23 protein-coding genes are annotated in these 25,165 nt (G+C 68.8%); 7 read left to right on the forward strand and 16 right to left on the reverse strand.

Annotated elements, in window-relative coordinates; translation table 11 throughout:
- The first annotated feature begins 52 nt into the window (after positions 1-52).
- The 4 genes from BUF17_RS15435 (at position 53) to BUF17_RS15450 (ending at position 5,847) form a co-directional block, all read left to right on the forward strand.
- Entirely contained in the window at positions 53-2,101 is a 2,049-nt protein-coding gene (locus BUF17_RS15435) for a M10 family metallopeptidase C-terminal domain-containing protein (RefSeq protein WP_073630292.1), read from the forward strand.
- A 60-nt stretch (positions 2,102-2,161) separates the two neighbouring features.
- Positions 2,162-2,776 carry a LysE family translocator gene (locus tag BUF17_RS15440; protein ID WP_073630294.1) on the forward strand — a complete coding sequence of 205 codons (615 nt, stop codon included), beginning with the start codon at positions 2,162-2,164 and terminating at the stop codon, positions 2,774-2,776.
- A gap of 123 nt (positions 2,777-2,899) precedes the next feature.
- Positions 2,900-5,056, forward strand: a complete 2,157-nt coding sequence (locus BUF17_RS15445) for a VTT domain-containing protein (RefSeq protein WP_244530906.1) — start codon at positions 2,900-2,902, stop codon at positions 5,054-5,056.
- Between the two features lie 47 nt (positions 5,057-5,103).
- Positions 5,104-5,847 (forward strand): endonuclease/exonuclease/phosphatase family protein, encoded by a 744-nt coding sequence (locus BUF17_RS15450; RefSeq protein WP_073630644.1) that lies wholly within the window; start codon positions 5,104-5,106, stop codon positions 5,845-5,847.
- 82 nt (positions 5,848-5,929) lie between these two features.
- On the opposite strand, the gene BUF17_RS15455 is transcribed toward BUF17_RS15450, so the two are convergent.
- The 5 genes from BUF17_RS15455 to BUF17_RS15475 all read right to left on the reverse strand — a co-directional run bounded on the left by BUF17_RS15455 (position 5,930) and on the right by BUF17_RS15475 (position 9,291).
- Complete coding sequence (locus BUF17_RS15455) at positions 5,930-6,712, reverse strand: anti-sigma factor family protein (protein WP_073630296.1); 783 nt, start codon at positions 6,710-6,712, stop codon at positions 5,930-5,932.
- On the reverse strand, positions 6,709-7,245 hold the full coding sequence (locus BUF17_RS15460) for an RNA polymerase sigma factor (protein WP_244530907.1): 537 nt from the start codon (positions 7,243-7,245) through the stop codon (positions 6,709-6,711). Before BUF17_RS15460 ends, BUF17_RS15455 begins: the two co-directional genes overlap by 4 nt.
- Positions 7,246-7,278: 33 nt before the next feature.
- Positions 7,279-7,875 carry a cytochrome b gene (locus BUF17_RS15465; protein WP_073630300.1) on the reverse strand — a complete coding sequence of 199 codons (597 nt, stop codon included), beginning with the start codon at positions 7,873-7,875 and terminating at the stop codon, positions 7,279-7,281.
- Positions 7,872-8,969 (reverse strand): catalase family peroxidase, encoded by a 1,098-nt coding sequence (locus BUF17_RS15470; protein ID WP_073630302.1) that lies wholly within the window; start codon positions 8,967-8,969, stop codon positions 7,872-7,874. Before BUF17_RS15470 ends, BUF17_RS15465 begins: the two co-directional genes overlap by 4 nt.
- A gap of 118 nt (positions 8,970-9,087) precedes the next feature.
- Positions 9,088-9,291, reverse strand: coding sequence for a YgaP family membrane protein (locus BUF17_RS15475; protein WP_073630304.1), 204 nt, complete (start codon positions 9,289-9,291; stop codon positions 9,088-9,090).
- A gap of 129 nt (positions 9,292-9,420) precedes the next feature.
- Here BUF17_RS15475 and BUF17_RS15480 point away from each other — a divergent pair, with 129 nt between their 5' ends.
- From BUF17_RS15480 to BUF17_RS15490, 3 genes are read left to right on the forward strand one after another with little or no spacing between them, the layout of a single operon-like run.
- Complete coding sequence (locus tag BUF17_RS15480) at positions 9,421-9,768, forward strand: ArsR/SmtB family transcription factor (protein ID WP_073630306.1); 348 nt, start codon at positions 9,421-9,423, stop codon at positions 9,766-9,768.
- A 1-nt stretch (position 9,769) separates the two neighbouring features.
- Positions 9,770-10,837 (forward strand): efflux RND transporter periplasmic adaptor subunit, encoded by a 1,068-nt coding sequence (locus BUF17_RS15485; RefSeq protein WP_084564740.1) that lies wholly within the window; start codon positions 9,770-9,772, stop codon positions 10,835-10,837.
- The gene (locus BUF17_RS15490; protein ID WP_244530908.1) at positions 10,834-14,097 is read left to right on the forward strand and encodes an efflux RND transporter permease subunit; all 3,264 of its coding nucleotides are present in this window, start codon (positions 10,834-10,836) and stop codon (positions 14,095-14,097) included. Before BUF17_RS15485 ends, BUF17_RS15490 begins: the two co-directional genes overlap by 4 nt.
- A 43-nt stretch (positions 14,098-14,140) precedes the next feature.
- Here the strand turns inward: BUF17_RS15490 and BUF17_RS15495 are convergent, their stop codons facing one another.
- From BUF17_RS15495 to BUF17_RS15545, 11 genes are all read right to left on the reverse strand, one after another.
- Positions 14,141-15,865: an ABC transporter ATP-binding protein gene (locus BUF17_RS15495; protein WP_084564742.1), complete on the reverse strand. Its 1,725-nt coding sequence runs from the start codon at positions 15,863-15,865 to the stop codon at positions 14,141-14,143.
- A complete protein-coding gene (locus tag BUF17_RS15500) occupies positions 15,862-16,806 on the reverse strand; it encodes an acetamidase/formamidase family protein (protein ID WP_073630308.1) in 945 nt (314 codons plus the stop codon). Before BUF17_RS15500 ends, BUF17_RS15495 begins: the two co-directional genes overlap by 4 nt.
- Positions 16,807-16,979: 173 nt before the next feature.
- Positions 16,980-18,617, reverse strand: a complete 1,638-nt coding sequence (locus BUF17_RS15505) for an ABC transporter substrate-binding protein (RefSeq protein WP_084564744.1) — start codon at positions 18,615-18,617, stop codon at positions 16,980-16,982.
- 46 nt (positions 18,618-18,663) lie between these two features.
- On the reverse strand, positions 18,664-19,584 hold the full coding sequence (locus BUF17_RS15510) for an ABC transporter permease (RefSeq protein WP_073630310.1): 921 nt from the start codon (positions 19,582-19,584) through the stop codon (positions 18,664-18,666).
- A 1-nt stretch (position 19,585) separates the two neighbouring features.
- Positions 19,586-20,443: an ABC transporter permease gene (locus BUF17_RS15515; protein ID WP_073630312.1), complete on the reverse strand. Its 858-nt coding sequence runs from the start codon at positions 20,441-20,443 to the stop codon at positions 19,586-19,588.
- Entirely contained in the window at positions 20,443-21,021 is a 579-nt protein-coding gene (locus tag BUF17_RS15520) for an ANTAR domain-containing response regulator (protein ID WP_073630314.1), read from the reverse strand. Before BUF17_RS15520 ends, BUF17_RS15515 begins: the two co-directional genes overlap by 1 nt.
- Positions 21,018-22,154, reverse strand: coding sequence for a transporter substrate-binding domain-containing protein (locus tag BUF17_RS15525; protein ID WP_073630316.1), 1,137 nt, complete (start codon positions 22,152-22,154; stop codon positions 21,018-21,020). Before BUF17_RS15525 ends, BUF17_RS15520 begins: the two co-directional genes overlap by 4 nt.
- A 231-nt stretch (positions 22,155-22,385) precedes the next feature.
- A complete protein-coding gene (mnhG, locus tag BUF17_RS15530) occupies positions 22,386-22,772 on the reverse strand; it encodes a monovalent cation/H(+) antiporter subunit G (RefSeq protein ID WP_073630318.1) in 387 nt (128 codons plus the stop codon).
- Positions 22,769-23,050, reverse strand: coding sequence for a K+/H+ antiporter subunit F (locus tag BUF17_RS15535; protein ID WP_073630320.1), 282 nt, complete (start codon positions 23,048-23,050; stop codon positions 22,769-22,771). The genes mnhG and BUF17_RS15535 overlap by 4 nt, the downstream gene beginning before the upstream one ends.
- On the reverse strand, positions 23,047-23,526 hold the full coding sequence (locus tag BUF17_RS15540; RefSeq protein WP_073630322.1) for a Na+/H+ antiporter subunit E: 480 nt from the start codon (positions 23,524-23,526) through the stop codon (positions 23,047-23,049). Before BUF17_RS15540 ends, BUF17_RS15535 begins: the two co-directional genes overlap by 4 nt.
- Complete coding sequence (locus tag BUF17_RS15545; RefSeq protein ID WP_139282559.1) at positions 23,523-25,163, reverse strand: monovalent cation/H+ antiporter subunit D; 1,641 nt, start codon at positions 25,161-25,163, stop codon at positions 23,523-23,525. The genes BUF17_RS15540 and BUF17_RS15545 overlap by 4 nt, the downstream gene beginning before the upstream one ends.
- Positions 25,164-25,165 lie beyond the last annotated feature (2 nt).

Here is a 25,165-nt window from a genome sequence, read left to right on the forward strand (position 1 = left end):
GCGCATCCGATCGCGTGAATGAAATCGCGTGCATGAAGTGGGGCGGGGGACGATGTCGATCGACAATGGCTACGACGCGCAGATCGCGTTCATATCGGGCGTAGACGGCAACGGCCTTCTGACGCCCTACGCCTTTTCGACGTGGCAGTCGGACACGATCCCGGCGCTCTACTATCCCGATTCCAACGAGACGAAGTGGGGCGCGCCGCAGCCGGGAACGCCGGCGACGATCTCCTATTCCTTCGAGGACTCCTCCGGCTGGACGGCGACCGAACGCGAGGCGTTCGTCACGGCCATGGCGCTGTGGTCGGCGGTCGCCAACGTCGCCTTCGTCGAGGCGCCCGACGGCACGGCCGACTTCCAGATCCGGCGCGGAACGGCCGGCGCGTTCTGGACCTTCGATTCCGTGGACACCCTGCCGGTGGGCAGCGATATCCTCAACAGTCCGGTTCCGGGCGTCCCCTACCTCTCCATCGCCACCGACGAGGGCGATTTCGGGCCGATCAGCACGGATCTGCAGGTCAAGGGCGGCTATCCGTTCTCGACTGTCGTCCACGAACTCGGCCACGGGCTGGGGCTCGGTCACAGCGGGCCCTACAATGGCAACGCCGATCCCGCCACCCAGCAGTTCGGCCCCTACGACGTGAACCTGTGGTCGCTGATGTCCTACATCAACTACCGCAGCACCAACGCCGCCTATTATGGCAGCTACACCGTGACGGGGACCGACTGGGGCCAGACGCCGGACGGCAGCAACCGCGACCTGCAGACGCCGATGATCCTCGACATCGCCGCCGTGCAGAGGCTCTATGGCGCGCCGGTCGACGGTCCGCTGTCCTCCGGCGGTCAGGTGTTCGGCTTCAACTCGAACATCGAAGGCCCGCTGAAGGCGATCTTCGACTTCTCCATCAACACGACTCCCGTCCTGACCATCTGGGACGGCGGCACCGGCAACGTGCTCGACGTGTCCGGCTTCACGGCCGATGCCTTCATCCGGCTCACGCCGGGCAGCTTCTCCAGCGTCGCGGGGCTCGCCAACAACATCGCCATCGCGCCGGACACCGTGATCGAGACCGCCATCGGCGGTTTCGGCAACGACGTCATCATCGGCACGGAACTCAACAACGTGCTGATCGGCAACGCCGGACGGGACCACATCTACGGCGTCGTCGGCAGCGACTGGATCAGCGGCGGGCCGGGCGGCGACTTCATCGTGTTCGGAACCTCGGAGAACCCGTTCGGCAGCGGCGGGAGCATGCTTGCCGACACGCTGGCGGATCTCGACGGCGATTCCGTTGCCGGGCTCGGCCTTCATAACGTGATCGGCATCCTCGGCGCCGGCCTTGCCCGGGCCGACATCGCCGTCGCGAGGACGGCGGACGGCGCGATCGTCAGCGCCGGCGGATCGAGCTTCAAGATCGGCGGCGATTTGTCCGGCGGCGATTTCATGGCCGTCGCCCGCCAGACAAACGGCCAGACGCACACCGCCTTCTCTTTCGTCGACTACCTGCCGGCCCTGGCGGAAGGCGTCAGCGTCGCACCGGGACTGATCAACGGCATCGCCAATCCCGCCTTCATGGCCGGCGACGGCTCGGTCGGGTTCTCGGTGCAGATCGAATCGGCGGTTTCGTCCTACAGCAACATGCTCGGCTACTACAGCGTGTCGCTGAACGGCACCATTTCGGACGTCCATCTCTTGTTCGAGAACACCCTCGAAGCCGCGGCCTCCGGCGAGACGGTCAATCTCGGCAAACCGGGAGACGGGCAGCAGATCGGGTTCTTCCTCGTCCAGAACGGCTACGAGAGCTATGGAGACCTGCCTGACGATCTGTCGTTCGTGAGCACCGCCGGCCTGTCGACGGAGGGCGGCTCCCCATGGGTGCTCTACAGCCAGAGCCGGGGCTTTCTCTCGGATGCGCAGGTGTTCCACTCCTATGCCGCGTATAATCCCGACGGGAAGGAGCAGGTGCTTTCGGGTACGATCGGGGGTGGCGGCTATCTCGAGGTCGGCTTCGAGGATATCCTCCGCGACACCGGCGACAACGACTATCAGGACGTCGTCATCGCCGTCCGGGAAAGCGATGGCCTGTTCCTGGTGTAACGGTGCGGCCAGCCTCGCCGCGGATCTCCGGCCGCGGCGGTTTCGGCAGCGGAGAGGACCATGGATATCTCCACCGTGCTCGCGTTCGCGGCGGCATTTTTCGTGTTCGCGGCCAGTCCCGGTCCCGACAACCTGACGATCGTCTCCCGCACGATCTCGCATGGCCCGGCCTCCGGCATCGCCTACGGCATCGGAACGGTCGCCGGCATCCTCGTCTTCCTGTCGCTCGCCGCGTTCGGCCTTTCGTTCGTCGCCGCCGAGATGGGGACGGCCATGACGGTGCTGCGCTATGCCGGCGCGGCCTATCTGGTTTGGATGGGCCTGCGGCTCTTTCTGGCCGCGCCGGTGGTGCCGGCGCCGGAGCCCGCAGCAGGCAGGCGTGGTCTGCCGGCGGTCTTCCTCACCGGGCTCGCGCTCAATCTGGGTAATCCCAAGATGCCGCTGTTCTATCTCGCGCTGCTGCCGAACGTGGTCGGCGCATCGCTGACGCCCGGCCATGTCGCCGTGCTCGCGGGCGTCGTGCTGGCCGTGGAGGCCGTGGTGGTGGGTGGGCATGTGATGCTTGCCTCCCGGGCGCGGGTGCTGCTGCGGACGCCGAGAGCGGTCCGCCGCCTCAACCGCGCCGCCGGCGGGGCGATGATCGGCGCGGGCGTCGCGGTCGCCGCTTCGCGGTGAGGTGAGAGGCCCTCCGGGCCGGGCCGGCCGCGTCTCCGCGGCTCACTCGGCAAAAGAGGGGCCGCGGGTGATCCTTTTTCGGTGCAGTGCGTTGTGGTCCCGTCTGTCACCGGGAACCCGCTCGTGCTCGACCGCGCCCACTCCGCCGAACCCAGCCTGCAGGAAACAAACGGCACGCCGCTTCTCCAACCGGGACGCAACGTCTGGCGCCTGGCGCGGGCGAAGCGGGCCGCCGTTCTGGTCGACGCCGGTGCCTATTATGGCGTGCTGCGCAAGGCGATGCTCGCAGCGACCCATTCCATTCACATCGTCGGCTGGGACATCGACAGCCGGATGCGGCTGGTCGGCCCTTCAGGCACCTGCGACGACGGCTTTCCGGAAACCCTCGGCGCCTTCCTCAGCGCTCTGGTGAAGCGCCGGCCGTGGCTGCGCATCCGGCTGCTGCTGTGGGACTATTCGATGGTGTTCGCGCTGCAGCGCGAGCTTGCGCCGACGATTTCCTTCCTGTGGCTCACCCCGCGACAGATCGAAATCTGCCTCGACGACGTGCTGCCCATGGCAGCCTCCCATCACCAGAAGATCGTGACGATCGACGACAGCCTCGCCTTTACCGGCGGTCTCGACCTGACCGTCCGCCGCTGGGACACCCCGGAGCACAGGCCGGGCGATGCCCGCCGGGCGGACCCTGCCGGCGTGGTCTACCCCCCGTTCCACGACGTTCAGATGACCCTCGACGGCGACGCGGCCGTCGCGCTCGCCGATCTCGTGCGCGCAAGATGGCAGCGGGCGGCGTTCGAGCGGCTCTCCCGTTCGCGCCGCGTGCGGCGAAATCCGCCGGATCTCTGGCCGGAAGACCTCGAACCGGATTTCCGCGACATCGACATCGGCATCGCGCGCACCATGCCGAATTTCGGTCGGGAACAGCCGGTCACCGAGGTGGTGCGGCTGTTCTCGGACATGGTCTCGCGCGCCGAGCGACTGGTTTACATCGAGAACCAGTTCGTCACCCATGTCGGCACCGCCGAGGCGCTGGCGCGCCGGATGACCGAGCGGCCCGATCTCGAAGCCGTGATCGTGGCGCCACGGGACTATGGCGGCGTGGTCGAGCGACAGGTGATGATCGGCGGCCGCCTGCGCTTCATGAGCGTGCTCGAGGACGCCGGCGTCGCCGACCGCGTGCGGCTGTTCTACCCGCAGGGCTGCGACGGGGAACGGGACGAGGACATCATGGTTCATTCCAAAGTGACCATCGTCGACGACGAGGTGCTGCGCGTCGGCTCGGCCAACCTGTGCAACCGCTCCATGGGGCTCGACAGCGAATGCGACCTCGTCATCGAGGCGCGGGACGAGGAGACGCGGCAATCGATCGCCCGCATCCGGGACCGGCTGCTGGCGGAGCACGCATGCGTCGACGAGAAAGAGATTGCCGCCGTCCGGCGCGAAGGAGGCTCAATGGTGAACTATCTCGACTCCATCGGCCGCGACAGCGGGCGCGGCCTGCGCCGGACGCAGGACGCGGCGAGCGGCATCGAAGCGAGCGTGCCGGCCTTCGATGCGGTGGTCGATCCGCTCGGGCCCCTCGGCGAGGAGGCGCGCGCCGAGCCGGCTGGAGGCCTCAATGTCGGGCTCCTGGTGAAGGTCGGGGTCGCGCTGGTCGGGCTGCTGCTCGTCGGCCTTGCGTGGCAGATGTCGCCGCTCGGCCAGACAGATCGCATCATGCGAGCGATCGAGGGAATTTCCGAGCAGCCCTGGGCGCCGCTCGCGGTGATCGCGGTGTTCGTGGTCGCCGAATGCGTGATCTTTCCCGTGACGCTGCTGGTGTTCGCGACCATCGCCGTGTTCGGCGGGTGGAGCGGGGCGCTGCTGGCGATGGCCGGCGCGATGGCGAGCGCCACGGTGAGCTACGCCGTGGGACGCTATCTCGGCGCCGCCCCGCTGCGGCGCGTGATCGGCCCGCGCACCAACCGCATCCGCCGGACCCTGCTCAGCCGTGGCGTGATGGCGGTGGCGGCCGTTCGTCTGGTGCCCCTCGCGCCGTTCACCTTCGTCAATCTGGTGGCCGGCGCCTCAGGACTGCGGTTCTTCGATTATGTCGCCGGCACGGCGATCGGCCTGATGCCGGGCATCGTGGTGATGTCGGTGCTGGGCCACCAGCTCACCGAGATGTTCAGCAATCCCACCGCCGGCGGCATTGCGATGCTTGCCGTCATCGTGCTCCTCTGGGTGCTGATGGGGGTCGGCCTGCAATGGCTGATTTCCCGATATCGCCCGGTGGAATGAGGATCGGCGTGCCGGAAGAACAGCGTCCGACGATCAGGCCGCGCCTGATGACGTTACGCCTGATGACCTGGAACGTGCATGGCGGCATCGGCCCGGACCGCCGTTTCGATCTCGGTCGGGTCAGGGACCTGATCGCCCGTCACCGGCCAGACGTGTTCGCGTTGCAGGAGCTCGACACGCGCGGCCGGGGACCGGAATGCCTGACGCCGCTGCGCGCCCTCGCCGGCGAGGAGGGATATCTCGCCCAGGCGAGGACGATCGTCACGCCGGACGGCGACTATGGCCACGCCCTGTTCAGCCGCTGGCCGCTCACGGATATCGCGGTCCACGACGTTTCCCAGGGTCGCCGTGAGCCGCGTTCGGCCTTGGAAGCCCGGTTCGCCGTGGGCGATGTTTCCTGCCACATCGTCGCCGTGCATCTCGGGCTCGGCATCGGCGAACGGTGGCGGCAGGCCCGGCGGCTGGTCGAGATCGCCGCTGCCGGGCGTCCTGCCGATCTCCGCGTGATGATGGGCGACTTCAACGACTGGTTCCCGTGGCGGCCGGTGCGCCGCAGCCTCGCCCACGCCTTTCCGGAACGCACGCGGCTGCGGACCTTTCCGGCGCGCCGGCCTATCCTTCGTCTCGACCGGATCTACAGCACCGCGCCTGTCGTCGCATCCTGGACCGACACCGCCGCGCGCGCCTGTTCCGACCATCTGCCGGTGATCGCGGATATCGACATCGCCACACCCGGCAACGCCGCTCTCAACGTAAGCGCCCCGGCGGGTGGGGGCCTGTTCCGGGCTTGAGCGCCCCGCCGGGCGGGGCTTCTTCGGGGATCGAGCCCCGGTCGTGGGGCGGCCGGACCGCCCGCCGCGAATTGCCCGGGGCTCACGCGTCGCTGCGGATCTGGCGGCGGGCCTCGTTGGCGAGCGGGTGCAGCGCGTCCGGCGCGGCGTCCCCGACGAGGCTGTAGCCGAGGCCGTCATCCGACCAGCTGTAGCCATTGACGCCGTTGTCCGCCTTCGCGGTCGTCATCGGCGTGTCGCCATCCGTCGCCATCGGGCGCGCGAGCACCACGAGGCGGGTCCCCTTGTCGTCGTCGTACATGAAGAGCGCCGCGGGGCCGTGCTCCGTCGCGACGATGCGCCCGCCCATGAAGCGATATCCGGCAGCCGCGAGGTCGGGAATGGCGACCGGCCGGCCCAGGCGGTTCGAGGCCCACGCCGCCAGGGCGGTGCGGTCGTCGGCGCCGATCTCGACGGGGCGCGTCCGGTCCGGAGCATAGACAGCATAGCTCATGACCGCTTCCTGCCCGAGGGCGGAGAGGCCTTCACCCTGTGCCGCACCCATGCCGCGCAACATCCAGCCCCCGGAAAAGCCGCATCCGAGCAGGAGAACGGCCGCGGCGGCAGCCGGCCACCGGAGCCAAGGAGCCGCACGCGGGCTCGCCGCCGCAATGCTGGCAAGGTCCAGTTCCCGCGGCAGGGGTTCGGCAGCGATCGGCGCGAGCGCGGCGCGCAGCAGGTCGCGTTCCGCGCGGAAGGCCGCGACGCGGGCGGCGGCATCGGGGTTATCCTCCAGATGGCGGAACACCTCGGCGCGCCGCTCGGGCGGGAGGGCATCGTCCACATAGCCGTTGAGGTCGTCTTCCGTGATCGGTCCCGGCGTCATTTCACTCTCCGCAGGGTGGCTGCGCCCGTCTCCCGCGGGCTTCCCTGCATGTCTTCGGACAAGGCCAGATGCAGCCGCTGGCGCGCCCGCGACAGGCGCGACATCACCGTTCCGATGGGCACGCCCAGAACGCCCGCCGTCTCCGCATAGGAAAGATCCTCCACCGCCACCAGCAGAATCACCGCGCGCTGGTCCTCGGGAAGGCGGGACAAGGCCGTCATCACGTCGCGATAGTGCAGGCCGCTTTCCTGGGTCGCAGGATGGGCGACGTCGATCTCGCCGGCGTCCTCGACCGGAACGCTGCGCCGCCGCGCGGCCTGCCTCATGCCGTTGATGGCGAGGTTGTGCAGGATGGTGAAGAGCCAGGCGCGCGGCTCGGTCCCGTCGCGCCGCCGGTGCCAGTTGCGGATCGCCCGTTCCAGGCAGTCCTGCACCAGATCGTCGGCCTCCGCGCGGTTGCGCACGAGCGCGCGCGCATAGCGGCGAAGCGCCGGGATGAGCGGCTCGATCTGGCGCAGCATATCCGTTGTCATGACGGCATCATCGCGCTTTCCCGCGCCGGAGGTCTATCCCTGCGCCGGCCCGGCCTTCGAACGGCGCGCGGTATGACTTGCGAGCGGCACGGGCGCCATGCTGGCGAACACCCCGTCGCGGAACACGAGGCCATGCAGGAGCGCGGCGCCGATATGGGCGAGGAGGGTGAGGAAAAGCACCGCAGCGAGCACCGTGTGTCCGGTTCGCAGCCACGCGAACAACATGTCATTCTGCGGCAGGATCGGCGGCAGCACAAACGCGCCGTACATCACCACGGGATAGCGCGCCGCAGACAGCATTCCCCACCCGACAAGAGGCACGGCGAACATCAGCCCGTAGAGCAGGATGTGGGAGCTGTGGGCGGCGAACCGCAGCAGCGCAGGCATGTCGCCCGGCAGTGGGGGCGGCGGATTGAGCCGCCGGTTCGCCAGCCTGACCGCCGCGAGCACGAGGATGGCGATGCCGAGCGGCCGGTGAACGGACAGGAGCCAGTGATAATCCGCGACGGAAGCCACCATGCCGATGCCGATGAACAGCATCGCGATGATAATCACGGCCATCAGCCAGTGCAGAACGCGGGAGAGCACCGGAAAGCGCGGCGGTGTCGGGGTTTGCTCGATCATGGTCATGTCCCGCTCCGGTGGTCTGGAAACTGCACTTCGCTCGGCGTCTTCGCCTCGCCTGCCCGGCGGGTGAACGAGGTCGAGTAGGCGGCCGAACGGGCGCTGAGCAGGGGATCGTCCGAGGGCGCAATTCCGGACGGCAGCACGAGCGGATCGAAATTGACGTCGCGGCAGTTGCCGGGTCCTTCGGCCTCGATGTGGTCGATGACCAGCGTGCCGACGTCGACGTGTTCGCGATCGTCCGGCCAGGGCTGCGTCGCATCGCCGGTGGGATCGCCGGGCTGGCCGACCGTCACCATCAGATGCCACCGCACGGGACCCTTCGCGATCCGCGCCGCCAGCGCATCGAACAGATAGTTCCGGTCGTCGCCGGTGGGTGCGGCGCGCGGCGCGGCCGGCACGAAGGGGTCCTTCGCCACCATCGACCAGCGCACCGGCGTCGAGGTTCCGGCGGCGTTCACGAAACGGAACGCGTCGAGGCTGTTATAGCTCGCATTCGCGAACCCGTCGGAGAACGGCCGGGCCTTGATGCGCTGCACCGCCTCCGCGGCCTCCGGATGCGCGCCGAAGAACGCCTTCAGTGCCGCCGGGTCCGGCTTTCCGGTCGCTGGGTCGGGCCGGGAGGCAAGCAGTTGCTCCTCGAATCCCGCCGGCGTGCGCACCGGGAAGACCGGGATGTCGTTCATGCCCGTGCGCCATTCCTCGCCGCCGGGGAGGTGGAACGCGAGGGCGAGGCTGCGCACCTCCGTCTCGCTGTCCGGCACGAAGGGTCTGCCGACCGCCACGGCGAACCGGCCCGTCACCGGTGTCGTGCCGCTGCGGAACACCGATGCGCTGGAAAGCCGCGTTCCGGCGCCGTTCGCCTCGAAGGCACCGGCGATGCAGACGCCCTTGGCGTGGTTTCGCCGGAAGCCCGGATGAACGCCGTTGAGGCTCTCGAAGGTATCGATGAGGCGCGCCTGCGTCAGGCGGCCGGGCGAGAGGAAGCCCCCGGCGAACGCGAGGCCGACGGTGAGCACGCCGGCGACACCCGCGGCGGCAAGAACGCCGCCGACGAGGCGGGGGCCCGGCGGCCACAGCCGATATCTGTCTTGTTGCATCGAAAGCCTCGCGCCCGTTCCGGTGATGTCGTCATGAGGATCGACACCGGGCGCGCGGCTTTATTCCGCCTCCGCACGGAATTTTCTGCAAGGCCTTTCCGTCTCGGCCGGATCCGGCTCAGCCGAACGCGGCACCGGGCTTCACGCCGAGCTTCTTCAGGATGATCGCCAGCGGGCAGAAGCCGGTCAGCGACGCCTGCATCAGGTTGAGGCCGACGAACGCGGCGAGCAGCAACCACCACGGGCTGAAGGCCCAGGCGAGGCCGAGACTGACGAGGATCATGAAGCCGGCGAACAGTAGGACGGCGCGGTCTATGGTCATGGCGGAGTTCCTCTTGAGGGCAAGGGCGGCCGGCCGGGAAACGATGGCTGTGAACGATCACCCGGATTGCTTGTGCCGCATTGCCATTCCGGGCTTGATCATATCCATAATTCTCGTATATACGCAATTATGAAATTAAACGGTCACACCCTTTCCGGTCGTGCCGACGAGGCCGTGGCGCTGCTGCGGGCGCTCGCGAACCCGCATCGCCTGCTGATCCTCTGCCGGCTTGCGGAAGGCGAGCGGCCGGTCGGCGAACTGGCCGCCGAGATCGGTTGCCGCGAGGCCGTCGTCTCCCAGCATCTGGCGCTGCTGCGTCACGATGGGCTGGTCGCCGGCCGCCGCGAGGGAAAGACTATTCACTACCGTCTCGCCAGCCCGGCTGCGGCCGCCGTGCTGGAGGCGGTTCGGACCCGTTTCTGCCTGGAAACCGGCGACGGCCGGGAACCCCTGGTGTCCCCGCGGAAGGACCCGTGACATGACGCTTCTCGACGACCACCAAATCCGTGCGGCGGCCCCGCCGGTTCGCGGGCGTTGCCGGTTCGCGCCCGCTCTGGTGCTGGCGCCGCTCGCCGTCGCGTCCCTCGGACTGACGGCCTGGACGAACGTGGCGACGGCCGCCGACATGGCGGTCGCGCCGGTGATGGTCAACGATCCGAAGGCCGTGTTTGCCACGGTCGAAAGTTCCAACGTCGTGCCGGCCCGTGCGCGGATCGGCGGCACGGTGACGGCGCTCAAGGTCAACCGGGGCGACATGGTTCGCGAGGGCGAGGTGATCGCCACCGTCACCGACGACAAGCTCGCCCTGCAGCTCGACGCGCTCGACGCCCAGATCGAGGGGGCCAAGGCGGCGCTCGACAAGGCGCAGCTCGACCAGGGCCGCATGGAGCGCCTGCGCCAGAGCGGCACGGTTTCGCAGGCCCAGCAGGATGCCGCCCGCACGGCCGTCGATGTCGCCGCCACGACCCTCGCGGCACGCACGGCGGAGCGCGCCGTCGTGGCGCAGCAGCAGGCGGAAGGCCAGATCCGGGCACCTGCCACTGGCCGGGTGCTGACGGTACCCGTCACCGTCGGCTCCGTGCTGCTGGCCGGAGAGGCGGTGGCGACGGTCGCCGAGGGCAACTATGTGCTGCGTCTTCGCCTGCCGGAAACCCACGCCCACACGCTGAACGTGGGCGACCAGGTTCGTATCGACGGCGCCGACCTCGGCGAACACGTCGCCGCGTCCGGCCGCATCACGCTGATCTATCCCCAGGTCGAGGATGGCCGCGTCATCGCGGATGCGGCTGTCGACGGGCTCGGCGACTATTTCGTCGGCGAGCGCGTGCGCGTCTGGGTGCCCGGCGACCAGCGCCCGGCGTTCGTGGTGCCGGCCGGCGCGCTGACCACGCGTTTCGGCATCGATTATCTCACCGTGCGGACGCCCGACGGCACCGCGATGAGCGTGCCCGTTCAGCCCGGACGTCCCCTGCCGCGCCCCGGCCTTCCCGATGGCATCGAGATCCTGTCCGGCCTCCAGGCCGGCGACGTGGTGGTGACGCCGTGACCGCTCCCAACGACACACCGCGCGGGCCGGAGCCGATCGCGCCCACCCGCCCGCTCGGTCTCTCCGGCCACCTCACCCGCGCGACGATCCGCTCGCCGCTGACGCCGCTGTTCCTGCTGGCGTCGCTCGCGATGGGGCTCCTGGCACTCATGGCGATCCCGCGGGAGGAGGAGCCGCAGATCTCGGTGCCGATGGTCGACATCGTCGTCCAGGCTGACGGCCTCAAGGCGGCCGATGCCGTGGAACTCGTGACGAAGCCGCTCGAGACCATCGTCAAGGCCATCGACAATGTCGAGCACGTCTACAGCCAGACGGTCGACGACAAGGTCATGGTCACCGCCCGGTTCGATGTCGGCACCAATGCCGACGACGCGATCCTGCGCGTCCACGAGAAGATCCGCGCCAATATCGACCGGCTGCCGCTCGGCATTCCCGAGCCGCTGATCGTGGGGCGCGGCATCAACGACGTCCCGATCGTGGTGTTCACGCTGTCGCCGAAGGCAGACGCCGCGGACCACTGGAACGATGCCGCCCTCTATCAGCTTGCCGACGAACTGAAATCGGAACTCGCCAAGGTCGACAATGCCGGCCTCAGCTTCGTGGCCGGCGGGCGGGCGCCCGAAATCCGCGTGGAGCCGGACCCGGAGAAACTGGCGCTCTACGGTGTCACGCTCCAGCAACTGCTCGCCAAGATCCAGGGCGCCAACCGCTCGTTCGTCGCCGGCCCCGTTCGCGATACTGGCCAGACGCGCACGCTCGTCGCCGGCCAGACGCTGTCGGGCGTGCCCGATATCGGCCTCCTTCTCGTCACGACGCGCGACGGCCGGCCGGTCTATGTGCGCGATCTCGCCACCGTCGTCGCCGCGCCCGCGCCGGACGACAGCCGCGTGCAGCGCATCGCGCGCGACAAAGATGGCCAGTGGCTCACGGCACCGGCCGTCAGCGTGGCCATCGCCAAGCGCGCCGGGGCCAATGCCGTCGTGGTGGCAGAGGCGCTGCGCGATCGCGTCGAGAGCCTGAAGGGCCGCCTGATCCCCGACGACATCACCGTCTCGGTGTCGCGCGACTACGGCGACACGGCTAACGAGAAGGCGAACGAACTCCTGTTCCACCTCGCGCTCGCGACGGTTTCCATCGTCATCCTGATCGCGGTCGCCATCGGATGGCGCGAGGCCTCCGTCACGCTGGTGGTGATCCCGACGACGATCCTGCTGACGCTGTTCGCGGCCCTGATCATGGGATACACCATCAACCGCGTCAGCCTGTTCGCGCTGATCTTCTCGATCGGCATCCTCGTCGACGACGCCATCGTCGTGGTGGAGAACATCGCCCGCCACTGGGGCATGCGCGACGGGCGCAACCGCGTGACCGCGGCCGTGGAAGCCGTGGCGGAGGTGGGCAATCCCACCGTCGTCGCCACCCTCACCGTCATCGCCGCCCTGCTGCCGATGCTGTTCGTTTCCGGCATGATGGGGCCGTACATGGCGCCCATTCCGGTGAATGCCTCGGCGGCCATGGTGTTCTCGTTCTTCGTGGCGATGACGGTCGCGCCGTGGCTGATGCTGAAGCTCGCGCCGAAGAAGGCAGCGGGCGCTGCCGGGGGAGCCGGCGCCCATGGCCATGACGAGGGCCGGCTCGGCCGGCTCTATCGCCATGTCGCGGAGCCGCTGCTGAAGACGCGGACGCGGGCGTGGACCTTTCTCGCCCTCGTCGGCATCGCCACGGTCGCCTCGATGGCGCTGTTCTACACCCGCGACGTCACGGTGAAGCTGCTGCCGTTCGACAACAAGTCCGAGTTGAGCGTCACGCTGGACCTGCCGGAAGGGGCGAGCCTGGAGGATACGGAACGTTTCCTGACCGAGGCGGCGGCCGTCGCCGGAACGCTGCCGGAAACGCGCGCGATCGACCTCTATGCCGGCACGCCCGCGCCGTTCAACTTCAACGGTCTGGTGCGTCACGCCTATTTCCGCCAGTCGCCGGAACTCGGCGAACTCGCCCTGACGCTGGCCCCCAAGGCCGAGCGTGCGCGGCCGAGTCACCAGGTCGCGCTCGATCTGCGCGAGCGGCTTCTGAAGACCCTGAAACTGCCGGACGGCGCAAGCCTGAAGGTGGTCGAGGTTCCGCCCGGCCCGCCGGTGATGGCGACGCTGATCGCCGAGATCTACGGTCCCGATCCCGCCACCCGCCGCGCGGTGGCGGCGGAGGTGAAGAAAATCTTCCACGAGGTGCCGTTCATCGTCGACATCGACGATTCCATCGGCGACCCGCGCCCGCGGCTGCGGCTGGAGATCGATCAGGACCGGCTGGAGTTCTTCGGCGTCGAGCAATCCGACGTCTACGACACCATCCGCGCGCTCGTCGGCGGACTGCCGGTCGGCTACTCGCATCGCGGCGACGGCCGCGACCCGATCGAGATCGTCGTCAGGCTGCCGAAGAACGATCTCGTCTGGAACGAGCGGCTGGCCTCGACCCCGGTCGCGGCGAACGCTCAGCCGGGCAACCGCTCGGTGGTGCAACTGGGTGACGTCGTGCGCGCAACCGTCGAGCAGGGCTCGCCGAACATCTACCGCCGGGACGGCCGCTTCACGGACATGGTGCAGGCCGAGCTCGCCGGTGCCTTCGAAGCGCCGGTCTACGGCATGATCGAGGTCGACAACCGCATCGAGGCCCACGACTGGGGCAGCCTGCCGAAACCGAAGATCGCGCTGCATGGCCAGCCGGCGGACGAATCCGTGCCGACATTGCTGTGGGACGGCGAATGGGAGGTGACCTGGGTCACGTTCCGCGACATGGGCGGCGCGTTCATGGTGGCGCTCGTTGGCATCTATGTACTGGTGGTGGCGCAGTTCGGCTCGTTCAAGCTGCCGCTGGTCATCCTCGTGCCGGTGCCGCTCACCCTGGTCGGCATCCTGCTCGGCCACTGGGCGTTCCACGCCGCGTTCACCGCGACCTCGATGATCGGCTTCATCGCGCTCGCCGGCATCATCGTGCGCAATTCCATCCTGCTGGTGGACTTCATCCGCCACGGTGGCGGGGCAGGGCGGACACTGCATGACGTCGTCATCGAAGCCGGTGCGGTGCGCTTCAAGCCCATCCTGCTGACGGCGCTCGCGGCGATGATCGGCGCGGCGACGATCCTGTCCGACCCGATCTTCCAGGGGCTCGCGATCTCGCTGCTGTTCGGGCTGGCCTCGTCGACGCTGCTGACGGTGCTGGTGATCCCGGCGATCTACGTGGTCCTGCGCGACACCCGGGCGTGATTGGGCGGCGGCGCGATGCCGCCGCTGCCCGGTTGACGGCCCTTCAGTGGCCGCCGATGCCCAGCGTCCGCTGCCGCGCGATCCCCGAGGCCTCGTTCGCCGCCACGACAGGCGCGGCGAAGCGCCGGGTGGGATCGGGCAGCGGCACCGCGGCCATCAGCTCGCGGGTATAGTCCTCGGCGGGCGCCTCGAACACCGCGCGGCGGCTGCCCGCCTCGACGATGCGGCCGCCGCGCATCACCGCCACGTCGTGGCACATGCGCTCGATCACGGCCATGTCGTGGGAGATGAACAGATAGGCGAGGCCCATCGTCTCCTGCAGCTCGAGCATCAGGTCGAGCACGCGCGCGCGCACCGAAACGTCGAGAGCGGCGACGCTCTCGTCGGCGACGATCAGCTTCGGTTCGAGCGCGAGCGCGCGGGCGATGCAGATGCGCTGCCGCTGGCCGCCGGAGAACTCGTGGGGATAGCGGCTCGCATGATCCGGCGAGAGGCCGACGCGGCGCAGCAGCTCGGCCGCCCGCTCCCGGCGATCCTCGCGGGTGCCGATGCCGTGGATCGCGAGGGGTTCCGCGATCGCCGCGCCGACCGACATGCGCGGGTCGAGCGAGGCATAGGGATCCTGGAAGATCATCTGGGCCTTGCGGCGCACCGGCCGCATCGCCCGCGGCGACAGGCCGGCGATGCCGATGCCATCGAGCGCGACCTCGCCGGAGAACGGAATGAGCCCGAGCACGGCCTTTCCGGTGGTCGACTTGCCCGAACCGCTCTCGCCGACGAGGCCAAGGGTCCGGCCGCGCCGCAGTTCGAAGGAAACACCCTCGACCGCGCGGTGGCCGCCGGACCGGAGGCCGAGCCAGTTGCGCGCGCCGCCATAGGTCACGGCAAGGTCGCGCACGAACAGGACCGGCCCCTCCGCCAGCGCAGGCGTGGGCGGCGAAACGACGGTGACGCGCGGCGGGCCGTCTTCGCCGGTGCGCGCACCGAGACGCGGCACCGCGGCGAGAAGCGCCTTGGTGTAGTCCTCACGCGGGGCGGTAAACAGCGGCACCACGTCCGCCGCCTCGACGATGCGGCCGGCCTGCATGATGGCCACGCGGTCGGCCATCTCGGCCACCACGCCCATGTCGTGGGTGATCAGCACGATGGAGGTGCCGAACTCGCCCTTCAATTCGCGCATCAGCGTCAGGATCTGCGCCTGCACCGTCACGTCGAGCGCGGTGGTCGGCTCGTCGGCGATCAGCACCTTCGGGCGGCACGACAACGCCATCGCGATCATCACGCGCTGGCGCATGCCGCCGGAAAGCTCGTGGGGATATTGCGCCAGCCGGCGGGCCGGATCGACGATCCGCACCGCGTCCAGCATGTCGCGGGCCCGCGCCCTGGCATTCTCCGCGCCCTGATGGGCGCGGATCGCCTCGACGAGCTGATCGCCGACCGTGATGACCGGATTGAGCGAGGTCATCGGCTCCTGGAAGATCATCGCGACGTCGCCGCCGCGCACGCGACGCATCGCGCGGTCGGAAAGCTGCGTCAGGTCCCGACCGTCGAGGCGGATCGCGCCGGAGGCGATGCGCAACGACGTCTTGGGCAGCAGCCCCATCACCGCGAGCGACGTGACCGACTTGCCCGAGCCCGATTCACCGGCGAGACACAGCGTCTCGCCCGGCATGAGATCGAAGCTGACTTCGTTCAGCACGCGGCGCGCGCCGGCCGGCGTGCGCGCGTCGACCGAGAGCCGCTCGACGGAGAGGACCGGCGCCGTCACGAAAACACGATCCGCGGGAAATAGAACGACACCACCCAGTTCGGCATGTCGACGATCTCGCTGATGCGCAGGTCGCCGCAGACCGAGCAGAGCATGTAGGCATCGACCGGGGAGAGGCCGTGCTCGGCCGCCAGAAGGTCGATCATGCGCTTCACCGCTTCCCGCGCGCCGGTCATCAGATCGGGGCCGATGCCGGTGGTCACCTCGTAGCCGGCGGCGTCGAGATGGCGCGTCACCGGGCCGGGCGTGGTGAAGCGCGGGCTTTCGAGCCGCGCGCCCTTGACGAGCTCGATGGTCGCCTCGACGTCCATCCGGCTCTCGATGGCGGTGCCGCACACCTCGCCGTCGCCCTGGGCGGCGTGAGTGTCGCCGATCGAGAACAGCGCGCCGGGCACCTCGACGGGAAGATAGAGCGTCACGCCCTCGGTGATGTCGCGGATGTCGAGATTGCCGCCGACGCGGCGCGGCGGAACGATCGAATGCAGGCCCGGTTCGGCCGGCGCCACGCCGATGGTGCCTGCGAACGGCTTCAGCGGCACCCGGCCACCGGGGCCGTAGAGCGCCGGCGCCATCGAGGCGGCGTCATATTTCCACACATGAAGCGCCGGGTCGGTGAACTGGTCGGCGAGGAGGCCGAAGCCCGGGATGTTCGCCGTCCAGCCGATTCCGGAGGGAACGAACTTGCGGATCGTCACCTTCAGCGCGTCGCCCGGCTCGGCGCCATCGACGAACACCGGACCGGTGACCGGGTTGATCTTGCCGAAATCGAGCGTCTTCACGCTCTCCACCGTCGAGCCCTCGCCGAGTTGGCCGGCGGAGGAATCGGCGCACTCGAAGTGGATCGTCTCGCCGGGGCGGGCGGTCAGAACGGGGGTGAAGTCACGGTTCCAGCCGAAATGCTGGCTGGCGCGGTGGATCGTGTGGTTGCAGGCCACGCACATGGTCGTGTTCTTTCGGCTGGAGCACGGGCCGGCCGGCGGGGCCGGCCGGGATCGCGGTCCGCGGGGGCCGCGTGCCGCGGGGCGCCCGCAGGCGGCCTCGCGGCAGGGGGTCGGAAAGCGTCGCCGCGGCCTTCAGGCTGCGGCGCGCGACCGGCCGTCAGTCCTTCGCGTCGTCAGTCCTTCACATAGATCGCGTCGTAGTTGATGACGCGGGTCGGGTCGACATAGATGTTCGCCGCGCCGCCCATCCGCTTCGACTTCGCCACGATACGGCGCTCGTTGAAGATCGGGATCCACGGGGCATCGGCCATCGCGTCGATGAAGATCTTCTTCCAGGCCTCGATACGCTCGGCCGACTTCGACGGGTCGGACATGGAATCGGCGGCAACAGCCCGCTTCTGCAGGTCCTCGTTGCAGTACCACGCCCAGTTCCAGCCGCCCTGGACGGCGCCGGCGCAGCCGAGGATCGGGCCGTAGAAGTTCGACGGATCCGGGAAGTCGGCGATCCAGGCCATGCCGCCGGACCAGATCATCGGCGCTTCACCCTCCGTGCCGCCGGCGGCGATGACGTTCGACTGCGCCAGTGCCTTGATCTCCGCCTTCACGCCGACGGCGGCGAGATCCTGCTGGATCGCCTGGGCGATGCGCGGCTGCGGATCGGTGTTGGTGGAGTAGAGCACCGTGGAGAAGCCATCCGGATAGCCGGCTTCCTTCAGAAGCTCCTTCGCCTTGGCGGGATCGTAGGCATAGCCCTTGTAGGCGGTGTCGTAGCCCGGCATCAGCGGCGGCAGCGGCTGGTTGGCCGGCGTGGCGCGGCCGTTGACGATGCGGACGATGCGGTCCTTGTTGATCGCCATGTTCAGCGCCTGACGGACCTTCACGTCGTCGAGCGGCTTGATCTTCGTGTTGAGGGTGACGTAGCCGGTCTGCAACTGCTGGCCGTCGACGATCTCCTCGGCGGCGTCCGGAGACTTGGTCATCTCCAGGAACTTGGCCGGGGGAACGCCGTCGCCGGCGATGTCGACCTCGCCCTTCTGCAGACGCAGCAGCGCCACCAGCGGCTCCTGGCCGACCTCGATGGTGAAGCTGTTGATGCGCGGCACGCCCTTCTCGAAATAGTCGGGGTTGCGCTCAAACACGAGCTTCTGGCCGATGGTCCAGTCCTTCAGCGTGAAGGTGCCGGAGCCGACCGGCTTCTTGCCGAAGTCGCCGTTCGCCGCCTCGACGGCTTCCTTCGGCACGACCGAGGCGAAGTTGATCGCGAGGACGTGGAGGAAGGTGGCATCCGGCCGGGAGAGCTTGAAGACGACGGTGTCGGCATCCGGCGTCTCGATGCCGGAAAGCCCGGTCGCCTTGCCGGCGGTGAAGTCGTCATAGCCGGCGATGGCACCGAAGAAGCCGGCGCCCGGCCCCTGGGTCTTGGGGTCGACGGCCCGCTCGATCGAGTACTTCACGTCGGCCGGCACGACTTCGCGGCCGTTGGAGAACTTCACGCCCTCGCGCAGCTTGAAGGTGTAGGTGAGACCGTCGGGCGAGACGGTGAAGCTCTCGGCGAGCGAGGGCACCAGGTCCGGCGTGCCGGGCTTGTAGTCCATCAGGCGGGAGAACAGGCTCTTGATGATCGACCAGTTCTGCCAGTCGTAGCCGATGGCGGGATCGAGGGTGGCGATGTCGTCCTTGTAGGTGACGATGATGTCGCCGCCCTGCGCCTGCGCCATCGCCGGCGCGACGGAGGACAGCGTCAGCCCCACGGCCGGCGCGAAGGCGATGGCGGCCGCGAAGGCCGTCGATCGCAGCAGTGTCTTCAGCATGGCGTCTAACCCTCTGTTTGTTTCGTGGCGGATGAAGCGGACGGGCTCACGCGGCGCGGATGCGCGGATCGATCAGCGGCGCGAGCAGATCGGCGGCAAGGTTTCCAAGGACGATGGCGAGCGCGGACACCAGCGTGACGCCCATGATGATGGGAATGTCGACCTGCTGGATCGCCTGCCAGGCGAGCTGGCCGATGCCGGGCCAGCCGAAGACCGCCTCGACCACCACAGTACCGCCCATGAACTGGCCGATATCGATGCCGATCATGGCGATTACCGGGAGCAGGGCGTTCGGCAGCGCATGGCGCAGCACGACGCGCCGGGCGGACAGGCCCTTGGCGCGGGCGGTGCGGACATAGTCCTGGCCGAGCACGTCGATCATCGCCGAGCGGACGATGCGGGCATACCAGCCGGCGCCGAGGATGCCGAGCGTGAAGGCCGGAAGCACCAGGTGGGCCGGCGAGCCGTAGCCCGACATCGGGAACCAGCCGAGCGTTGCCGCGAACACGTAGAGCAGCAGCAGCGCCACCAGGAACTGGGGCGTCGAGACGCCGACGAACGACAGCGTCATCACCATGCGGTCGACCACGCCGTTGCGGCGCAGCGCGGCGATCACGCCGAGCGTGAGGCCGATCGCCACCTCAATGGCGATGCCGGCCGCCATCAGCGTCAGCGTCGCGGGAAGACGTGCGGCGATCAGAGGCGCGACGGCGGTCTTCTGGTTGAATGAGCGCCCGAGATCGCCCTGGGCGAGGTTGGAGAGGTAGGTCCAGAACTGCTCGATCAGCGGGCGGTCGAGCCCGAGCTGATGGCGGATGTTGGCCACCGTCGTCGGCGTGGCGTTGCGCCCGGCGAGCAGCACCGCCGGATCGGCCGGCAGCGCGTAGAGCAGCACGAATGTGATGGCCGCGACGCCGACGAGGATGAGGATCGCCTGCACGAGGCGGCGGGCGAACAGGGCCACCATGTCAGTCCCTCCCGCGCTGCGTCGGGTCGATCAGATCGCGCAGGGCGTCGCCGACGAGGTTGAAGGACAGCGCCGTCGCCAGGATCGCGAGGCCGGGGAAGAACACGAGCCACGGCGCCGACTGGAAATAGCTCTGGCTTTCGAACACGATGTTGCCCCACGACGGCTCCGGCGGCTGCACGCCGATGCCGAGGAACGAGAGCGTCGCCTCCAGCAGCACGGTGGTCGCGATGCCGAGGGTGCCCCACACGATGGCGGTCGGCACCAGGTGCGGCAGGATGTGGAGCGCGAGCACCCGCAGGTTTCCCGCTCCCATGGCGCGTTCGGCGAGGATGAAGTCGCGTTCTGTCAGCGAGCGGGTCTCGGTGTAGGCGATGCGCGCGACCTGCACCCAGTTCACCATCGCGATCACCATGGCGACGATCCAGAGGCTCGGCTTCAGCAGCGCCGCCAGCACGATGGCGAGCAACAGCGCGGGGAAAGCCGTCATCAGGTCGGTGAAGCGCATCAGCACCCCGCCGGGCAGGCCGCCGAAATAGCCGGCGAGGATGCCCACGGTGAGACCGATCAGCACCGCCGTTCCGTTGGCGACGACGCCGATCATCAGCGATGTCCGCGCACCGTAGATGAGGCGCGAGAGCAGGTCGCGGCCGAGGGTGTCGGTGCCGAGCCAGAACTGGTGCGACGGCGGCAGGGGCGCGCCTTCGAGCGACAGCCCGTCGAACATCTGGTTGTCCGGTGCGTAGGGGGCGAGCCACGGCGCGAACAGCGCCGCCGCGACCACGCATCCGATGACGACGATGCCTGCGAACAGCACCGGGCGCCTGACGAGCCCGCGGAGAAGAGCGCCGACCGCCATCAGCCGACCTCCGGCAGGCGATGCCCGCCCGCGAGGAGTTCGACGGCCGCCTGCTCCAGCGTGATGCGGCGGCGCATCGCCGACTGGCGAAGGCGGCGATAGGCAGCCTCCTCGTCGATCTCGAAGGCCCGGGCGATCGTCTCGACGGCATGGAGCACCACGCCGCGCAGCCGCAGCCGCGCGGCGAGTTCGGCGAGCTTCTCACCGGTCGCCCGGCGCTCGGCGAACACGTGCATCGCCAGCACAAGCGCCGGATAGATCGAGGCCGCGGTGACGGGCTTCGTGATGATGGCGCCGGCGCCCTGTTCGATCGCCCAGGCGATGCGGCCCGGGGCTTCGGAGCCGAGCAGGGCGACCACGGGCACGCGCGCCTCGCCGGGATTCCACGGCAGCAGGCCGTTCCAGCCCTGATCGGCATCGACCAGCACGATATCGCACGGCTCGTCCTGGCCGAGCGGCGACCAGTGGCGTTCGACATTGAGCCCGAGCAGCCGGAGCTGGCGGGCGAGCCGGTCGACGCCCTCGTCGGGGCGGTGGAGGATGACGGCGCTCAGGCCGACGAAGTTCGGCGTGCTCATGAGACGACCCGCAGGTGAGACGACGGGCGCACGTCGCGCGCGCCGGTCAGGTAGGGATCGGCGGCGATCGGCGGACGGGAGGCGATCACGTCGAAGCCGCCCTCGCCGTTGATGCGGCCGAGATGGAAGGGCAGGGCGGCGTGATTGGTGCGCGGGTCGATCCGCATCGGACCTTGCACCGTGTGATGAACCTTGCCGCACACGGCCTGGCGGACGTCGGACGGCTCGTCCGTGCCGGCGGACAGGATCGCCTCGGCGCAGAGCCGGACGGCCGCATAGGCGCCGGAGAAGAAGGAGGAGAAGCGCCGGTCGGCACCGAACCGCGCCATCGCCGCCGCCTTGAAGGCCCGGTTTTCCGGCGTGTCGAGGCTGTCGAAATAGCACGCCGCCGCAAGCTGCCCGATGGCGGCGCCGGGGACGATCTCGCCCAGTTCGCATTCCGTCAGGTCGCAGCTCACGACGGGGCAGTTTTCGGGGCGGAACGCGGGATCCTCGCGGGCGAGTTCGTTCATGGCGGCCAGGAAGGCGTAGCTCGACGGGCCGATGAGATTGTTCAGGATGAACGAGGGCCGTTGCGCACGGATCTCGGCGATCAGGCGGCCGATCTCGGTCTCCTCGATCGGCAGGAAGCGCTCGCCGACGACCTCGCCGCCGCCCCTTGCCAGCAGTTCGCGGGCGAGGCGGTTCATCTCCCAGCCCCACACATAGTTCGCGCCGAGCAGGAACACCCGGCCGCCATGGCGCGGCATGAGGTAGTCGAACAGCGGGACCAGGTGCTGATTGGGGCAAGCGCCGGTATAGATGATGTTCTCGTTCGCCTCGAAACCCTCGTAGGGACAGATGTACCACAGCAGCGCGTCGTGCTTCTCGACGAGCGGCGTCACGTCCTTGCGCGCGGCCGAAAGCGCCGTGCCGACGATGTGCCGGCAGCCTTTTTCGCGCAGCAGTTCCCGGGCGAGCGTCACATAGCGCGCCGCCTCGCCCTGCGGGTCGGCGACGACGAGTTCCACCGGCACGCCCTCGCGGGCGAGTTCGGCGGCGGCCAGTTCGGCGCCGTCGCGGCACTCGCGGCCGAAGGCACCGTAAGGGCCCGTCGTCGAGTAGAGGATGCCGATGCGAAGGGGCGTTTTCATGGTGCGTGCACCGCGCTCCGGATTCGAAACCTGCGCAGGGACCCAAACGCAAAAAACCCCACGAAACCGCAACGCCGGTTCGGCGGGGTCTCGCGGGGCGAAATTGCCCTTGGCCTCTGCGGCCTATGTCAAGCCACCCGAGTGCCTACCGGATAGCCATGCGTACAATATAGGCTGACGCACTGATGTCAACGGACTTGTCGCCCGCTGTCCAGAGGCCGGCGACGCCCCTCAGCTCTCCTGCGGCGCGCCGTTGCCGCTGTCGCCGCCCTCCGGATTGAACGGCGGCACGTCCGTCCGTCCCTCGGTGCGGTCGCGATAAAGCGCGGCGCGGCCGAGCAGCATCAGCGTGACCGGCGTGGTGACGGTGACGAACGCCGTGATCAGAAGCTCGTGAATGACCGGCCGCGAATCCAGCACGGAGAAGAAGATCATCGAGGCGATCAGTACACCGCCGGCGCCCCAGGTGGTTCCGAGGGTCGGCGGATGCAGGCGCTGGTAGAAGCTGCGAAGCCGCACCAGCCCGATCGTGCCGATCAGCGTCACGCCGGCGCCGAGCAGGAGGAACAGGGAAACGAGGACGGCCGCCCAGAGCGGCAGATCGGCCGCGTGGCTCATTCGATCACCTCCCCGCGCATCAGGAACTTCGCGAGCGCAGCCGTGGAGATGAAGCCGAGCAGGGCGATGACCAGCGCGGCCTCGAAATAGAGCGTGCTGCCCGTGCGGATGCCGAAGGTCAGGAGCAGCAGCATGGCGCAGATATAGAGCGCATCGAGAGCGAGCACGCGATCCTGCGCCCGGGGACCACGGAACAGGCGGAACACGCAGCACGCCATGGCCAGAACGAACATGAGCTGCGCGAGCGTGACAGACCAGAGCAGGATCATGGCGCTCATTCGAAGATCTCCATGAGGCGCGGCTCATAGCGCTTCTTGATCAGGTCGATCCAGTCCTGCTCGTTCTCCAGATCCAGCACGTGAAGCAGCAGCGTGCCCGTCCTGGAGCGGTACTCGACCCAGGCCGTTCCCGGCGTCGCGGTCAGCACGCAGGCGAGCACGGCGAGCGCCGTGCGGTCGCGGACGGTGAGCGGGATCGCCACGAAGCCGGTCCGCTCGGGCCGACCGCGCAGCACGATGCGGCCGACGGCGATGTTGGACCGGATGATGTCGACGAACACGAGGCCGAAAAGCCGGACGATGGCGCCCCAGCGCCGCACGCGCGGCTTTTCCGGCTCGAGCGCCGCCATGATCCGCGTGGCGACGGCGGCAATCGCCACGCCGAGAATGAGGTGCCCGAGCGAGAAGCCGTTGAGCAGGAGCCACATCAGCACCAGCGACGCGGCGAGCAGCGGATAGGGCAGCAGACGCGTCATGGCGAGGCCTCCGCTTCGGGGGCCGACCCGGCGGGCGGCGGGACCGGCCGCTTTTCGAGCACGCCGCGGATATAGGCGTCCGGTTGGTGCAGGGCACCGGCGGTCGCCTCGGCGTAACGCATCAGCGGGCCGGCCTGCACCGTCATGGCCGCGCACACCACCAGCAGAAACACCACCGGCAGGAACTCGACCACCATCACCCGCGGCACGACGATCTCCACCGGCGACCAGAACATGCGGATGCCGGCCCGGACCATCGCGACCATTGCGAACAGGCCGGAGACCAAAAGCATGGCCATGAACGACCATCCCTCAGTCGAGAGCGGCCCGCCCCCACCGACCGAAAGCGCCGCCGAAGCCACGGCGAACTTGCCGACGAAGCCCGAGAGCGGCGGCAGACCCGACAGTAGCAATCCGCACAACAGGAAGCATGCACCGAGGATCGCGAGCGTTCCGGGGATGGACGTGCCGACCTCGCGCTCCTCCGCTTCCTCGTCGTCCTCGCCATAGGCCTCCATGGTCACGGCCAGCACGTTCGCGGCCGGGTTCTGGGTGCGCTCCACCAGTTCGACCAGCAGGAACAGCGCGCCGATCGTGAGGGTGGAACTGACCATGTAGTAGAGGGCGCCCGCCGTCACGGCGCTGCTGGAGATGCCGGCGGCGGCGAGCATGGTGCCGCTGGAAACGAGAACGCTGAACGCGACGAGCCGGCCCATGGCCTGGGAGGCCAGCACGCCGATGGTGCCGAACGCGATCGTCACCATGCCGCCGGCGAACAGCCAGGCGTCGTCGAGCCCGACCGAGCGGCCCGCATTGACGCCGAACAGGAGCGGCGACAGCCGCAGCACGGCATAGACCCCGACCTTGCTGAGGACGGCGAAGATGGCCGCGACCGGCGCCGCAGCCGCCGCGTAGGCCCCCGGCAGCCAGAAACACAGCGGCCACATACCGGCCTTCACCAGGAACGCGACGCCGAGGATGACGATGCCCGCATCGAGAAGCGCGTGGTCGTCCGCGGGGATGCTCGCCATGCGCACCGCGAGGTCCGCCATGTTCAGCGTGCCGGTCACGCCGTAGATCAGGCTGACGCCGATCAGGAACAGGAACGAGGCCGCGAGATTGATGGCGACATAATGCAGCCCCGCCCGCACGCGCGTGACGCCCGAGCCGTGCAGCAGCAGCCCGTAGGACGCGGCAAGCAGCACCTCGAAGAACACGAACAGGTTGAAGAGATCGCCGGTGAGGAACGCCCCGTTCAGCCCCATCAGCAGGAGCTGGAACAGCGTGTGGAAATGCGGCCCCGCCCTGTGCCAGCGAGCGAGCGAGAACGTGAGCGACGCGACGGCGAGGATGCTCGTCATCGTCAGCATCAGCGCGGACAGGCGGTCCAGAACCAGCACGATGCCGAACGGCGCCGCCCAGTTGCCGAGAAGATAGGTGCTGACGTGCGCGTCCGGTCCGCCGACCGCATCGGCGGCCCACAGCAGCACGAGGCTGATGAGGAGGAGCGCGACGGTGGAGACGACGTCGATCACCGCCTTCAGCGTGTGGCGCCGCTCGTCATAGAGCAGGAGCAGCGCGCCGGTGACCAGCGGCAGCACGATCGGGGCAATGAGAAGATGCTCGATCGGCAGCACGT

This window comes from Pseudoxanthobacter soli DSM 19599 (genome assembly GCF_900148505.1).
Classification (GTDB): Bacteria; Pseudomonadota; Alphaproteobacteria; order Rhizobiales; family Segnochrobactraceae; genus Pseudoxanthobacter; species Pseudoxanthobacter soli.